13 protein-coding genes and 1 pseudogene are annotated in these 15838 nt (G+C 44.1%); 9 read left to right on the top strand and 5 right to left on the bottom strand.

What is annotated here, in order from left to right; all coding sequences use genetic code 11:
* Position 1: 1 nt before the first annotated feature.
* Positions 2-1807: an ATP-binding protein gene (locus MTF70_RS17840; protein ID WP_025766957.1), complete on the bottom strand. Its 1806-nt coding sequence runs from the start codon at positions 1805-1807 to the stop codon at positions 2-4.
* A gap of 39 nt (positions 1808-1846) precedes the next feature.
* Between MTF70_RS17840 and MTF70_RS17835 the strand changes: the two are divergent.
* The 8 genes and pseudogenes from MTF70_RS17835 (at position 1847) to MTF70_RS17800 (ending at position 11271) form a co-directional block, all read left to right on the top strand.
* Positions 1847-2059: pseudogene (locus MTF70_RS17835) on the top strand (hypothetical protein).
* A 274-nt stretch (positions 2060-2333) separates the two neighbouring features.
* Positions 2334-3641 (top strand): trigger factor, encoded by a 1308-nt coding sequence (tig, locus tag MTF70_RS17830; protein WP_005382251.1) that lies wholly within the window; start codon positions 2334-2336, stop codon positions 3639-3641.
* 105 nt (positions 3642-3746) lie between these two features.
* Positions 3747-4373, top strand: coding sequence for an ATP-dependent Clp endopeptidase proteolytic subunit ClpP (gene clpP, locus MTF70_RS17825; protein ID WP_005382347.1), 627 nt, complete (start codon positions 3747-3749; stop codon positions 4371-4373).
* 70 nt (positions 4374-4443) lie between these two features.
* On the top strand, positions 4444-5724 hold the full coding sequence (gene clpX, locus MTF70_RS17820; RefSeq protein WP_005382345.1) for an ATP-dependent protease ATP-binding subunit ClpX: 1281 nt from the start codon (positions 4444-4446) through the stop codon (positions 5722-5724).
* A gap of 130 nt (positions 5725-5854) precedes the next feature.
* The gene (gene lon / locus MTF70_RS17815; RefSeq protein WP_205460873.1) at positions 5855-8206 is read left to right on the top strand and encodes an endopeptidase La; all 2352 of its coding nucleotides are present in this window, start codon (positions 5855-5857) and stop codon (positions 8204-8206) included.
* Positions 8207-8397: 191 nt separating this feature from the next.
* Positions 8398-8670 (top strand): HU family DNA-binding protein, encoded by a 273-nt coding sequence (locus MTF70_RS17810; RefSeq protein ID WP_005382341.1) that lies wholly within the window; start codon positions 8398-8400, stop codon positions 8668-8670.
* A gap of 201 nt (positions 8671-8871) precedes the next feature.
* Positions 8872-10731 (top strand): peptidylprolyl isomerase, encoded by a 1860-nt coding sequence (gene ppiD / locus MTF70_RS17805; RefSeq protein WP_005382334.1) that lies wholly within the window; start codon positions 8872-8874, stop codon positions 10729-10731.
* Between the two features lie 255 nt (positions 10732-10986).
* Positions 10987-11271, top strand: a complete 285-nt coding sequence (locus MTF70_RS17800; protein ID WP_031777211.1) for a helix-hairpin-helix domain-containing protein — start codon at positions 10987-10989, stop codon at positions 11269-11271.
* 98 nt (positions 11272-11369) lie between these two features.
* Here the strand turns inward: MTF70_RS17800 and rrtA are convergent, their stop codons facing one another.
* The gene (gene rrtA / locus MTF70_RS17795) at positions 11370-11921 is read right to left on the bottom strand and encodes a rhombosortase (protein ID WP_005382331.1); all 552 of its coding nucleotides are present in this window, start codon (positions 11919-11921) and stop codon (positions 11370-11372) included.
* 3 nt (positions 11922-11924) lie between these two features.
* Between rrtA and MTF70_RS17790 the strand changes: the two genes are divergently transcribed.
* Entirely contained in the window at positions 11925-12539 is a 615-nt protein-coding gene (locus MTF70_RS17790) for a DTW domain-containing protein (RefSeq protein ID WP_025766956.1), read from the top strand.
* Positions 12540-12545: 6 nt separating this feature from the next.
* On the opposite strand, the gene MTF70_RS17785 is transcribed toward MTF70_RS17790, so the two are convergent.
* From MTF70_RS17785 to MTF70_RS17775, 3 genes are all read right to left on the bottom strand, one after another.
* The gene (locus tag MTF70_RS17785; RefSeq protein ID WP_085569942.1) at positions 12546-13868 is read right to left on the bottom strand and encodes an anti-phage deoxyguanosine triphosphatase; all 1323 of its coding nucleotides are present in this window, start codon (positions 13866-13868) and stop codon (positions 12546-12548) included.
* Positions 13869-13883: 15 nt separating this feature from the next.
* Complete coding sequence (gene yfbR / locus MTF70_RS17780; protein ID WP_062730721.1) at positions 13884-14468, bottom strand: 5'-deoxynucleotidase; 585 nt, start codon at positions 14466-14468, stop codon at positions 13884-13886.
* Positions 14469-14558: 90 nt separating this feature from the next.
* The gene (locus MTF70_RS17775) at positions 14559-15773 is read right to left on the bottom strand and encodes a pyridoxal phosphate-dependent aminotransferase (RefSeq protein WP_053303263.1); all 1215 of its coding nucleotides are present in this window, start codon (positions 15771-15773) and stop codon (positions 14559-14561) included.
* Positions 15774-15838 lie beyond the last annotated feature (65 nt).

Here is a 15838-nt window from a genome sequence, read left to right as displayed (position 1 = left end):
CTTATCCTTTTGATGGTTCAGTGTTGTAAGAAGTGATAGGTAAACACAATGAGAATCGAGCGCCGCCTTGTTCTCGATTATGGGCACATAATTTTCCATTCATACTGGCTAAGATTTGTTGCGAGATAGAGAGACCCAAACCTAAACCGTTCAGTTTAGTAGTTAGAAACGGTTCACATAAATCAGAAAGTGAGAAAGAGCCAAGCCCTGGGCCATTATCATCAACATGAATCCAAACCAAATCAGTGTGCTCATCGTGTTCTACAGATAATTCTACCTGTTTGTCTTGTTGTTCTTTGAGTGCTTCTATCGCATTAGTCAGTAAATTGACCAACACTTGCTCCAGTTGAATAATATTGATCTGCACTTCAACATCATGCTTTGGCAAATTTGTTTCTAACGTGACGCGCCCTGATTTAAATGCGGGCTTCATCAGTTCTTTTACAGAGGCAATCACAGGGAACAATCGAGATTGAGCCAACTCGTCACCACTGGTTTTTTTGGCGAAAGAGCGAAGTTGCTGACTGATATTTGCCATACGGTCAGTGAGAGCAGAAATGCGAGTGAGATTATCTTCCACTCGCTCATATTTTTCTTTTTTTAGAAACAGCTTGCCGTTCTCCGCAAAGCTACGAATTGCCGCAAGTGGATTATTCAGTTCATGGCTGATACTGGCTGACATTTGTCCTAACACCGCGAGTTTCGCTGCTTGCACCAATTCATCTTGAGTAACGCGTAAAGTTTGCTCGGTATCGATACGCTGTGCGATCTCAGCTTGCAACTCGGCAGTCCGTGCCATGACTTGATATTCCAACTTTTGATTGGCTTCTTGTTGAATTCGTTCAATTTGCAAGTGACGCTGTTGACGGTGATAGATAAGCTGACCAATTAAAAACAAAACCATGAATGCTAGAGTGAGTACAAAGATGTAACCCATGGTGAACCAAACGATCGACTGTTTAGGAGACAGCACACGAATTGTCAGTTTGAGTCCGGGAAGGGGCAGCGAAGAGACCACCAAGGTTCCTTTATTGTATGGGTAACCCTGTTTAAGCTCAGAATGCACCTCGTCCAAACTACCTACTAATCCAAGCGTTTCAATTGGCGCATCAAGATATTGTTGGCTTGCCCAAACTTGCTTTTTCTCTTTTTTTGTCAGTGGTTGTAAGCTTTTGAGTAGCCATTCACTTCGGCTACTCATGAAAACAATTCCGTATGGGTCGCTGGCGACAAAAACACTGTTAGGTTGCTGCCAGTTGTCCTCTATCTTACTTAGGTCCATCTTCACCACGACGACACCAAGTACACCGCCAGCGTATACGATGGGATAAGAATAGTAGTAGCCACGTTTACCAGATGTTGAGCCCAGTGCGTAGTATTGGCTTCGTTTACCTACAATGGCTTGTTTGAAATAAGGTCGAAATGCAAAATTTCGACCGATAAAGGAGCGCTCTTTACGCCAGTTGCTGGCCGCGATCGTTGTACCCCATTGATCGATTAAGTACGTATCCGCTGCTTCAATCACGCCATTAACGGATTCTAAATACCGATTAGTGATTTCCAGTTGCGCACTGTTGTTGGGGTGCAGAAGCGCTTGATAAAGAGGATCATCTTTAGCGAGAAGATTTGGGATATGGGCGTACTTATCGAGTTTATTTTTTATATGGCCAGAAAACTGCTCCAGCTGTGATTGGTGTTTATCAAGTAGAGATTGATAACTGGTCTGCCAAACCCAATGGCCACCGATAATTGCGGACAGGAAATAGAAAGCAAAAAATGTCAGCAGAATCCGTTTTTTTTGCGACATCCTTACACTCCTTACAACTTCCTTTGGTCACGTAAGAAAATGTTAATAGTTTGTAGGAAGGATTAGGGATTTAGTTTTCAACTCTGTGGAGTAAAACAAGAGCAAGATCTCTTTTTAGGCTTTTCGATAAAAAAACCGGTCGATTCTCTTGAAAAAGTCGCTATTGTCCCCATTCTAGATATGCTGGCGATGCTTAGACGGTGTCTGAATCGCATTTTTGAAGAAAAAATGGGTCAGCATTCGAGAATTTAGCGCAGACAATGTCCACATAGTGGCTATTGGCTCGACAGGGTTGCGACAGATCGCTAGAATGTCGCGTCTAAAAATTCTGTCCTGAGGCTAATAGGAGATACCTTTGGTTATTTTATCGAAGATATCACTGATTAGTCCGGTACTGACAACCAGTATCGATACTCGATTTTAAATTAGGTGTTCGGACAGAACACTACACAAGGATGAAGCGTAAGCTCCTCTGAGTTTCGCTCATACGCTCGGAAAACCGAGCCACTTTAGAGGTTTATATATAATGCAAGTTACTGTTGAAACGCTAGAGGGCCTAGAGCGCCGTCTAAACATTACTGTTCCAGCTGCAAACATCGAAGACGCTGTAACAGCTGAACTACGCAACATCGCTAAAAACCGTCGTTTCGATGGTTTCCGTAAGGGTAAAGTGCCTCTAAAAATGGTTGCTAAGATGTACGGAAAAGCAGTACGTCAAGACGTTCTTGGTGAAGTAATGCAACGCCACTTCATCGAAGCTATCGTTAAAGAGAAAATCAACCCAGCTGGCGCTCCAACTTTCGCTCCTGTAGAGAACAAAGAAGGTTCAGACCTAGTTTTCACTGCAACTTTTGAAGTTTACCCAGAAGTTGAGCTTAAAGGCCTAGAGAGCATCACTGTTGAAAAACCACTAACAGAAGTTAAAGATGCAGACGTAGAAGAGATGATCGATACTCTACGTAAGCAACAAGCAACTTGGGTTGAAGTTGAAGAAGCAGCTGAAGATGGCAAACGCGTAAGCATCGACTTCGTTGGTTCTATCGACGGTGAAGAGTTCGAAGGCGGTAAAGCTGAGAACTTCCCTCTAGAAATGGGTGCTGGTCGCATGATCCCTGGTTTCGAAGACGGTATCGCAGGTAAAACTGCTGGTATGGAATTCGACATCGACGTGACTTTCCCAGAAGATTACCACGCTGAAAACCTAAAAGGTAAAGCAGCTAAGTTCGCAATCAAAGTGAACAAAGTTGAAGCTCGTGAACTTCCAGAACTAAACGACGAGTTCGTTGCTAAGTTCGGTGTTGTTGAAGGTGGTGTTGAAGCACTTAAAGCTGAAGTTCGTAAGAACATGGAACGCGAACTTAAGCAAGCTGTTAAGAACCGCATCAAAGAGCAAGCGATTGACGGTCTAGTTGAGCAAAACGACATCAACGTACCATCAGCGCTTATCGAGCAAGAAATCCAAGTTCTACGTCAACAAGCTGCACAACGCTTCGGTGGTAACCCAGAAGCTGCTGCTCAGCTTCCACGTGAACTGTTCGAAGAACAAGCTAAACGTCGCGTAGTTGTTGGTCTTCTACTAGGTGAAGTAATCAAATCTGAAGAGCTAAAAGCGGACGATGAGAAAGTTAAAGCTCTAATCGAAGAAATGGCTACTGCATACGAAGATCCATCAGAAGTTATTGCTTACTACGAGCAAAACGAAGAAATGATGAACAACATGCGCAACGTAGCTCTAGAAGAGCAAGCAATCGACGCGATCATCGCTAAAGCACAGGTTTCTGAGAAAGAAGTAGGCTTCAACGAGCTACTTAACCAACAACAACCTGCTGCTTAATAAGCAATATCTTGCGTAGAAGGTTGACTTAACGTTAACTATTCTGCTAACAATGGTCCGTATGATAGTCATCATCCGGGCCATTTATTTTAGGGACATAAGAATATGAGCTACCAAGAAAAAAATGCAATGTCGCCAATTATGGACGCGCTAGTACCAATGGTGGTTGAACAAACTTCCCGAGGCGAACGCTCTTACGACATCTACTCACGTCTGCTGAAAGAGCGCGTGATTTTTTTAACGGGTCAAGTGGAAGACCACATGGCAAACCTTGTCGTGGCTCAGCTACTTTTCCTAGAATCTGAAAATCCAGATAAAGATATTTTCCTATACATCAACTCGCCAGGCGGCAGCGTAACAGCTGGTATGTCTATTTACGATACCATGCAGTTCATTAAGCCAAATGTCAGCACTGTGTGTATGGGTCAAGCATGTTCAATGGGTGCCTTCCTGCTTGCAGGTGGTGCGCCAGGTAAGCGTTACGTACTGCCTAACTCTCGTGTAATGATCCACCAACCATTGGGTGGTTTCCAGGGTCAAGCTTCTGATATCCAAATCCATGCTCAGGAAATCCTGACGATTAAACAGAAGCTAAACAAGTTGTTAGCAGAACATACAGGCCAACCTCTTGAAGTCATTGAGCGCGATACTGATCGTGATAACTTCATGTCATCAGAGCAGGCTGTGGAATACGGTATCGTGGATGCAGTGTTAAGCCACCGTGGCGAGTAATTAGCCAGCGCATTTTGGCAAAAATTGATATACACTCATTCATGAAGAGTAAAGGCTAAGAGGTTAGCGAATGACAGATAAAAGCAAAGAAAGTGGCAGCGGTAAATTGCTGTACTGTTCTTTCTGCGGCAAAAGTCAGCACGAAGTTCGCAAGCTAATCGCAGGTCCGTCAGTGTACATTTGCGACGAGTGTGTCGACTTATGTAACGATATTATTCGCGAAGAAATCAAGGATGTTCTCCCTAAGAAAGAATCTGAAGCGTTACCAACGCCAAAACAGATCCGTGAACACCTTGATGACTATGTGATCGGGCAAGATTACGCGAAAAAAGTGCTCGCAGTTGCGGTATATAACCACTACAAGCGTTTACGCAATGGTGATACAACGAGCGAAGGTGTGGAGCTTGGTAAGAGTAACATCCTTCTAATTGGTCCTACAGGTAGTGGTAAAACACTACTTGCGGAGACATTAGCTCGATTCTTGGATGTGCCATTTACAATGGCAGACGCGACGACACTAACCGAAGCCGGTTACGTAGGTGAAGACGTTGAAAACATCATCCAAAAGCTTCTGCAAAAATGTGATTACGATGTAGCTAAAGCGGAACGCGGCATCGTTTACATTGATGAAATTGATAAGATTTCACGCAAAGCTGAAAACCCATCTATTACGCGTGACGTATCTGGTGAAGGTGTTCAGCAGGCGCTACTAAAACTTATCGAAGGTACGGTTGCATCGGTTCCACCTCAAGGTGGTCGTAAGCATCCTCAGCAAGAATTCCTACAAGTGGACACATCTAAGATTCTGTTCATCTGTGGTGGTGCTTTTGCTGGCTTAGACAAAGTGATTGAGCAGCGTGTTGCAACAGGTACAGGTATTGGCTTTGGTGCTGAAGTTCGTTCGAAGAATGAATCGAAGACAGTTGGTGAGCTATTTACTCAAGTTGAACCTGAAGACTTAGTGAAGTACGGCCTCATTCCAGAATTCATTGGTCGTCTACCTGTAACAACAACACTGACTGAGCTTGATGAAGAAGCGTTGATTCAGATCCTATGTGAACCGAAGAACGCACTGACCAAGCAATATGCAGCATTGTTTGAGCTAGAAAACGCCGAACTTGAATTCCGTGAAGATGCGCTGCGCGCTATCGCGAAAAAAGCAATGGAGCGTAAAACAGGTGCTCGTGGCTTACGCTCGATTCTTGAAGGCGTGCTACTTGAAACTATGTACGAATTACCATCTGCAACAGACGTTAGTAAAGTCGTGATTGATGAGTCCGTCATTAATGGCGAGTCAGAGCCACTGCTTATTTACAGTAACGCAGACAATCAGGCAGCTGGAGCAGAGTAAATTCAGCCATAATGAAAAAGGAGGTAAGTAATTACCTCCTTTTTTTATTTCTCTTATTGAATCCAAACAATTAGCCCCCATATACTGCCTTAAGTAATACGTTAAACGTGAAAGCGGAAGAGAGAATTATATGAACTTGGAACGTTCCGAGCGTATCGAGATCCCGGTACTACCTCTACGTGACGTAGTGGTCTACCCACACATGGTTATTCCATTGTTTGTTGGTCGTGAGAAATCGATTAGCTGTCTAGAAACGGCGATGGAAACCAACAAACAAGTTCTTCTTGTGGCACAAAAGCAAGCGGATACTGACGAGCCTACGGTTGACGACCTATTTGACGTAGGTACGGTAGCCACCATTCTCCAGCTCTTGAAGCTTCCGGATGGCACAGTAAAAGTATTGGTCGAAGGCCAGCAGCGAGCAAAAATCAATCACTTTAAAGAGAGTGACTTCTTCCTAGCGGAAGCTGAATTTGTTGCTACGCCAGAATTGGATGAGCGTGAGCAAGAAGTGATTGTGCGCAGCGCGATTAATCAGTTTGAAGGGTTCATTAAGCTAAACAAGAAGATTCCACCAGAAGTGCTAACGTCACTTAATGGTATCGACGAAGCTGCACGCTTAGCGGATACCATTGCGGCTCATATGCCGTTAAAGTTGGTGGATAAGCAGCAAGTGCTTGAAATTGTTGATGTCACTGAGCGTCTGGAATTCCTGATGGGCCAGATGGAATCAGAGATCGACTTGCTGCAAGTTGAAAAACGAATTCGTGGTCGCGTTAAAAAGCAAATGGAAAAATCTCAGCGTGAGTACTATCTGAATGAGCAAATGAAAGCGATTCAGAAAGAACTTGGTGAGATGGAAGACGCACCAGACGAGTTCGAAACGCTACAGAAGAAGATTGACGAATCAAAAATGCCTCAAGAAGCACGTGAAAAGACAGAGCAAGAGCTGCAAAAGCTTAAGATGATGTCTCCAATGTCTGCTGAAGCAACAGTGGTTCGTAGCTACATCGATTGGATGGTCAGCGTTCCTTGGGCTAAGCGCTCAAAAGTTAAGAAAAACTTAGCGAAAGCAGAAGAGGTTCTTAATGAAGATCACTACGGTCTAGAACGCGTCAAAGAACGTATCCTTGAATACCTAGCGGTTCAAAACCGTATCAACAAGCTAAAAGGTCCTATCCTTTGTCTTGTTGGTCCTCCTGGTGTAGGTAAAACGTCTCTTGGTCGTTCAATTGCTTCAGCTACAGGCCGTAAGTATGTTCGTATGGCGTTGGGTGGTGTGCGTGATGAAGCGGAAATTCGTGGTCATCGTCGTACTTATATCGGCTCATTACCAGGCAAATTGATCCAGAAGATGTCGAAGGTTGGTGTGAAGAACCCGCTGTTCTTATTGGACGAAATCGACAAAATGTCTTCCGATATGCGTGGTGATCCGGCATCGGCTCTACTAGAAGTACTTGATCCTGAACAGAATAACTCGTTCAACGATCACTACCTAGAAGTGGATTACGATCTCTCTGACGTTATGTTTGTTGCGACATCGAACTCGATGAACATCCCGGGTCCATTGTTAGACCGTATGGAAGTTATTCGTTTATCTGGTTACACCGAAGACGAGAAGCTGAACATTGCAAAACGTCACCTTGTTGATAAACAAGTGAAGCGTAATGGCTTGAAAGCGGATGAGATAGTCATTGAAGATTCTGCGATTATTGGCATCATTCGTTACTACACGCGTGAAGCGGGTGTCCGTAACTTAGAGCGTGAGATTTCTAAGATCTGCCGTAAAGCGGTGAAGAACATCTTGCTGGATAAGGACATCAAGTCAGTAACGGTAACGATGGACAACCTAAAAGAGTACTTAGGTGTTCAACGTTTCGATTACGGTAAAGTGGATGAAAGTAACCGAATTGGTCAAGTAACTGGCCTAGCTTGGACCGAAGTGGGTGGCGATCTATTAACGATTGAAACTCAATCAATGCCAGGTAAAGGTAAGCTGACACAAACGGGTTCTCTTGGTGATGTGATGCAAGAGTCTATCCAAGCAGCAATGACAGTGGTTCGCTCTCGTGCAGAAAAGCTAGGTATCAATACTGACTTCTACGAGAAGAAAGATATTCACGTACACGTCCCGGAAGGCGCGACACCAAAAGATGGCCCAAGTGCGGGTACAGCAATGTGTACAGCATTGGTTTCTTCTCTAACAGGCAACCCTGTGAAAGCAGAAGTAGCGATGACGGGTGAAATCACACTGCGTGGTGAGGTTCTACCTATCGGCGGCCTAAAAGAGAAGTTACTTGCGGCACACCGTGGTGGCATTAAGACAGTGCTAATTCCAAAAGATAACGAGCGTGATTTGGAAGAGATTCCTGATAATGTTATCGCGGATCTGGAAGTTATCCCTGTACAGTGGATTGATGAAGTACTGAAAGTCGCACTAGAGCGAGACCCGACGGGCGTTGAGTTTGAGTCTCAAAAATAGTGATGTGCAGCAAAAATAAGTAAAAGTTTACGCTGATAAGCCCAAAAAGGCTTGTCAGCGTTTTTTTTGGGCGCTAAGTTAGTTTCGATAGCTGCCAGCCCTTGATGAATAAGGGGTGGAGCATATTTTCTTAACAATGGAACGAAAGTCATCACAAAAATAATCACAGATGACACAAAGGGGAAATTACAGTGAATAAAACTCAGTTAGTAGAACAAATCGCAGAAAATGCAGATATTTCTAAAGCGTCAGCGGGTCGTGCTCTAGATGCATTCATCGAAGCAGTAAGCGGAACTCTTCAATCTGGTGATCAAGTCGCTCTAGTTGGCTTTGGTACATTCAGCGTTCGTACTCGTGCTGCACGTACTGGTCGTAACCCAAAAACTGGTGAAGAAATCCAAATCGCAGAAGCAAAAGTACCAGCTTTCAAAGCTGGTAAAGCACTGAAAGACGCTTGTAACTAATCACGGCGTTATTTCTGTAACCGGCCATTTGCTTAACTTTTGCTCAAACAATAAGTTTCGAACAAAAATTTACAAACTTCGAGCCGAACTTTCTTAAATTATGCGCATCATACTGATGCGCATTTCTTTTTCTGATATTATTGCGCCATTATTTCTATTAGATAGAAGCAGTAGGCTTCAATTGTGGAGAGCAGTTAAATTATGATGGATCGACTACGCGAAGGCGTGAATAGCATCGCGGTCAAAATTATCCTTGGACTTATCATCCTGTCTTTCGTATTTGCAGGTGTAGGTAGCTACATCGTTGGTGGTAGCAACAACTCTGCAGCGAAAGTCGGTAACACTGAGATTCCTCGTGGTGAGTTCGAGATGGCATACCAAAATGAGCGTAACCGTATGCAAGCTCAGTTGGGTGACTACTTCTCTCAAATGCTGGCTGACCCTGCATATGTTGAATCTTTCCGCAAATCCGTTTTAGATCGAATGATCAATGACGTGTTGCTTGACCAACAAGCTGAAGCTTTGGGTCTGCGAATCAGCGACACTCAAGTGCGTAGCATGATTCTAGACATGCCTCAGTTCCAATCTAATGGTCAGTTTGATCAAGAGATCTATCAAGCTTCTTTGCGTCGTGCAGGCTTTTCGCCAGACTCTTTTGCTGAGTACATGCGTCGTGAATTGGTTCGTGAGCAACTGCTGAATGCGCTACAAAACAGTGAATTTATTCTGCCGGGTGAAGTACAAGCAGAAGGCAAGCTGTTCACTCAAACTCGTGATATTCGCACGATTCAGATCGACTTAGCGGAGTTTGCGAAAAATATTGAATTGACCGACGAAGAAATTCAAGAGTACTACAAAGCAAACCCAGACAACTTTACACGCCCAGAGCAGGTTAAAGTCTCTTACATCGAACTGTCAGCTGAAGCGCTAAAGGAACAAGTTAATGTTTCTGATGCTGAGGTGAAAAAGTACTACGACGAGCACTTAAACAAATACTCTTCAGAAGAGCAACGACGTGTCGCTCACATTCTTGTAGAAGGGGACGATGAAGCAAAAGCGCAAGCTATCCTAGATGAGCTAAACGCGGGTGCAGATTTTGCGACGCTTGCTCAAGAGAAATCTGACGATTTTGGCAGCGCTGAAAACGGTGGTGACCTAGGTTGGATTGAGCGTGATGTGATGGACCCTGCTTTTGAAGAAGCGGCATTCGCACTGAAGAATCCTGGCGATACGTCGGGTCTAGTAAAGTCGGACTTTGGCTATCACATTATCAAGCTTGAAGAGCTAAAAGATTCTGTGGCGAAGCCATTTGAAGAAGTCGCTGCTGAAATCAAACAAGAGATGGTCGACCAACAAGCGATCGATCAATTCTACGAGTTGCAAAATGAGCTTGAGCGCGTAGCGTTTGAATACCCAGACTCATTGTATGATGCTTCTCAAGCGGTTAACCAAGAAGTGAAGACAACGGACTTTATTTCTCAGGTTGATGCACCTGAAGTGCTTCGTAGCCCTGCGGTAATGCAAGCTATCCTAAGTCCTGAAGTTAAAGAAGATGGCCTAAACTCTGAAGCTATCGAAGTTGCGCCTGAGCATATTATCGTTGTTCGTGTTGAAGATGCACGTGACGAGACAGTTCTTCCACTAGAAGAAGTGAAAGATCAGGTTGTTGCAGAGCTATCTCGTGTTAAAGGTGAGCAAGAAGCGATGGAACTTGGAACACAAGTCGTTGCGGCATTGAAAGAAGGTAAGACGAACGTGCTTGCTGAAAACAATCTTGCCTTTGGTGAACAAGAGACAGTAGATCGTCGTTCTCCGTTAGCAACAACGGTATTCGCGATGGCAAAACCAGTCGATGGTAAACCAGTATACGGTCAGTCTAAAGATCTTGAAGGTAACATCATTATCATCGAGCTTGATGCTGTAAACGCAGAGCTAGATAGTGAGTTAGAAGATCAAGTTGCGATGCAAATGCAGCGTGCATCTTCTCAGCAAGATTTATCATCTGTACTAGCCGTACTGCGTGCAAATACTGACATTGAGTACTTTGTTGTGAGCAACTAAGCACAATTAGTGTAATTTGTATGTTGAATAAAACGGACCGCATAAGCGGTCCGTTTTATTTTTGTCTTTATGAACTTCAATCATCAATAGGCATTACTTAAATTAGTGCGCGTTTAAGTGATAGCGGCCGTTGTGAATTTCGGGTCATCTCAGTTTGTTAAATGCATAACCATATTGCTTTCCATTGCAAACTTGATAGTGACTCGCTCTCGACGACTGTTTTTAGCCTACTATTTTGGAGATTGTATGTTCAATATGAAATGGATTTTGACATTGTGCTTATTTGTTTTTGCACCTTTTAGCATGGCTGCGGATTCAGCCACTGACAAATATGAAGGAATTGAAATTACTGTAAATATCAACACGGCCACTGCTGAAGAAATTGCGACCATGTTGAAAGGTATAGGTGAGAAGAAAGCGCAGAGTATAGTGGACTACCGCGAGGAACATGGCCCTTTTAAAACGGCAGCAGATTTGAAGAGCGTAAAAGGCATAGGTGAAGCGACAGTTAAGAAAAACGAAGACCGCATTTTACTGTAGCTTGATGTATTGCAGATATTGAGTCTGAATTCAGAACAATATCTGTTTCCCTATTACTGCTTTCCCGAACCAGCCCCTCTTTCGTGGTTCGGGATTTTTTATCCGAATAAACGACGGCGAAGGCCTTTTTCCAGTAAAGCCATTACTAACCCACCGAGTGCGCCAAACATATGAGCATCAATAGCAACGTTTGCACCGATAAGCTCAGCAGTACTGCTGGATGGGCCATAGACCTGCTCCCATGCTACTTTGGCGATTAGTCCTCCAACTAACAACACACTGCTTCTTCTGCTTTCAAAGACTTCTCTGAGCGCCCAAAATCCAAACAATCCGTGTAATACGCCGGATAAACCCACGTATACCGACATGTTGGTAAACAAATTCAGCGCACCAACACATGCACATAAGATTGAAAAAACGATAAGGAAGTTACGAGTGCTTGGGCGAAAAATAAAAGTAATGATCCACAATCCGGCGAGGTTCATTCCTAAGTGCGCAAAGTTGGTATGTGTGAGATTTCCTGTTACGATTCGCCACCATTCACCATGGCGTATATTGTAGCTGTGCCACTCGGTTAGGCTTGCCATTGGTTCAAATTGAAGTATCAAACAGATCACGCTGATAATACTCAGCAAGGTATAAAGGTTCACTCTATGTCTCGTTATTGTTCTCGTTGTGGAAAATCGCAAAAAGCGTGTATTTGCCAATGGATTGTACCGCTGGCAAGCGAGGTAGAACTTATCATTCTTCAGCACACGAGTGAAGAACATCGTCCGCTTGGTACGGCACGGATTCTCAATTTGAGTTTAGATAACTGTATTTGTTTGATAGGAGAGGACTTTTCTTGTGATGATGCCTTAAATCACTTATTAGCGGATGAGTCATATCAACATTTTGTTCTTTACCCATCAGAAGAGTCACGATGCATTTCTGAAATCACTCAAGCGAGTCATAGTGTATCTAAGAAAATACGTTTGATTTTGCTCGATGGTACGTGGAAAAAAGCGTACAAAATGTGGCAACTCTCAAGCAACTTACATCCACTCCCAACCGTGCAGTTGCCTAAGCAACTACAAGGGCACTACACCATTCGTAAGGCGCCCTCTGAGAATAGCTTATCGACAGTCGAGGCTGGTTATCATTCGCTTCGCTTGCTTGAACCCGAGCGAGACTTTACACCGCTGATGCGTGCGTTTGAAAAGATGATCGAATTCCAAATCGCCCAGATGCCTCCGGGCGTTTTTGAAAAGAATTACTTGAAAGGTTGAGTGTTACTAAAGAACGATGGAAGAGAAAAGTTGGCGGTGTAGCTTTTGCGCGTGACCATCGGTCATTGCAGAAATATAATCGGCGATGACCCTCATTTTATTGCTCTCGCTCTTCGCCTGACACCACAGATCTCTTGTATGAACGGGTAGTAATCGCTCTGGGTCTGCTGTTAACGCTTCAAAAATATCCATAATAATTTGCTGACCCTTATACTCAACGATCTGGACCTGCGGGACTTGGATAACGAAGGTGCTGACAAAGTGCTTGAGTACGTCAAGTGCACGTGCCATCTGTGGTTCTAAACACGCATTCCAAGACAGTAAAGGGTTATTAAACGGCTCATCCACCGTTTTGATTGAAATGCTGGTCAGTAGCGCGTTAACCATACCACCGATAGCATCTTTCCGCTCATGGTGCTTACCGCTAAATAGCATCTGTCCGATGGAATCGATATGAGCTTCAAACCACGGGTCGCCACAGTCCGCTAATTGACTTGCTGCGCCTTCTTGCCATTGCTGACGTGTCACCATACCAAGTACGATTGCATCTTCTAAATCATGAACACCGTAGGCGATATCATCTGCTAGCTCCATGATTGAGCAGTCGATTGATTTAAAACGCGTTTTACTGTGCTCAAACTCCGATTCTGGCGTTGAACGCATCAGACTAAGCAATGCCTTGTCGTTGTCAGAAAGCGGTGCAATTACCCAATCAAATAAGTCTTTATCACAATCATAAATGCCTTTAGCTGGGCTCCAATCTTTTGCTTTTAGTTTACGTTGATGCTCGGCTGGTTGAGGCAACTTGACGGAGCGTGTTTGACTAATGAGGGCAGGGTACTTAATCAAACCAAACAGCGTGCGGCGTGATAAATTCATTCCGAAATGCTCGGTATAAGGCTCTAACTTAGTGACGATACGAAAGGTTTGGGCGTTCCCCTCGAAGCCGCCATGTTCGCGCATTACGTAGTTTAGAGCGACTTCTCCCCCATGACCGTATGGAGGATGCCCGATGTCGTGAGCCAAACATAATGAATCAATTAAGCTGTCTGATGGTAATAGTTCACGGAACTCTGGTTGTTTTTTCTTTAACTGGGCGACGATACCGGTCCCGAGTTGCGACGCTTCTAAGGAGTGTGTTAACCGACTGCGGTGAAAGTCTTCCAAGCTATTGCCGTGTACTTGGGTTTTTGCTTGTAGGCGTCGAAATGCAGCCGAGTGAAGAATGCGTGCTCGGTCTCGTTGGTACGGGCTCCGATGGTCGTCTCGACGGATTTTATGCTCATCATCATGGCGCTCTTGCCATTGCGGGTGTAATTCAAACGACACGATTATCTCCGTAAGCTAACTGATTTCATCTAACGATAATTCGAAACTTGGGGCAAAGGTATTGAGAAAGTAATCCATTTCAGGCGTTTTGCGTTCTTGCAAAGTGACGTCTAAGCGTTTTTTTGCCAGAGCGAACTCATGGTTACCGGCGCTTAGTTCTTCAAGACATTTTAAATAGGCACAGATGGAATCGGCTTGCTTAACGATTTTTGCGTCCTCTTCGTGTGCAGAGTGAGAAAGAAGATAGGGGGCAAAATCATCTTGGAACTCTTCCGGTAACATGGAGAGTAATTTTTGTTCCGCTGCCGATTCTATCTTCTTATATTCTTTGGCAATTTCAGGATTGTAATACTTCACTGGAGTTGGAAGATCACCCGTTAATACTTCGCTGGAGTCATGGTACATGGCAAGAATAGCGATGCGTTCTGGATTAAGGTTGCCGCCGAACTTTTTGTTTTTAATGAGGGCAAGGGCATGAGCGACAAAAGCAACTTGTAAGCTATGCTCTGAAACGTTTTCTGGTGAGACGGACCGCATTAAAGGCCAGCGTTGGATCAGCTTCATTCGAGCCAGGTGGGCGAAAAAATGGCTTTCTTTCATGGCTTTCTCCGTTTCTGGTGTAAAAAAGGAACTCACTAGGAGTTCCTCTAAGCATATGAGAGATCAGCACTAATTACTACCAGTGATTCATTACTGGCTGTAGGTTGATAGGAATCTTTCAAAACGTCCAATGGCGATTTCTAGATCTTCAACGTGCGGTAGTGTCACGATGCGGAAGTGGTCTGGTTTTGGCCAGTTAAAACCGGAACCTTGCACCAGTAAGACCTTCTCTTGTTTTAAGAAATCTAAAACCATCTGCTGATCGTTCTTGATGTTGTACATTTTAGTGTCGATTTTCGGGAAGAGGTACATCGCACCCTTAGGTTTGACACAAGAAACACCAGGAATCTGATTGATCAATTCATACGCTCGGTTGCGCTGCTCTAATAAGCGTCCGCCAGGTAAAATCAGTTCATTGATACTCTGGTATCCACCTAACGCGGTTTGAATGGCATGTTGCATTGGTACGTTTGCACATAAACGCATTGATGAAAGCAGCTCCAAGCCATTCACGTACCCTTGAGCCAGATGTTTAGGCCCCGTTAGGAACATCCAGCCACCACGGAAACCACAAACACGGTAGGCTTTTGAAAGGCCATTGAATGTCATGACTAGCACGTCTTCAGTGAGTGTGGCGACTGAGGTATGTGTTGCACCGTCGTACAACACTTTGTCGTAGATCTCATCTGCGAAAATGATCAGTTTGTGCTTGCGTGCTATCTCAATCACTTCAAGTAGGAAGTCACGGCTGTATACCGCACCTGTCGGGTTGTTCGGGTTGATCAGAACAATGCCACGTGTCTTTGGTGTGATTTTCTTTTTGATGTCTTCAAGGTCTGGGTACCAGTCAGCCTCTTCATCACATAGATAATGAACCGGCTTACCACCAGATAGTGCAACTGAAGCTGTCCATAACGGATAGTCTGGTGCTGGGATCAGCATTTCGTCGCCATTGTTTAATAGCGCTTGCATGGCCATTACGATCAACTCAGACACGCCGTTACCTACATACACATCTTCGACATCTAGCGAGCGTATACCTTTACGCTGATAGTGTTGGACCACAGCTTTACGAGCAGAGTAAATACCTTTGGAATCACAATAGCCTTGAGAAGTCGGCAGATTACGAATCACGTCGACTAAAATCTCATCAGGGGCGTCAAAACCAAATGGGGCAGGGTTACCAATGTTTAGCTTTAGGATTTTATGCCCTTCTTCCTCCATGCGCTTAGCATGTTTGAGTACAGGACCCCTAATGTCGTAGCAGACATTGTCGAGTTTTGACGACATCCCGATATTTTGCATTGTTTAATTCCTAAAAATTCGTTAATTTCTTTATTAAAATACAATAATTTGTTTTTTATTAGAAT

Source organism: Vibrio sp. 2CM40D (assembly GCF_023161825.1).
Lineage (GTDB): Bacteria > Pseudomonadota > Gammaproteobacteria > Enterobacterales > Vibrionaceae > Vibrio > Vibrio alginolyticus.
Note: the sequence above shows the minus strand (reverse complement) of the source record. Positions and strands in the feature narration are given on the sequence as shown.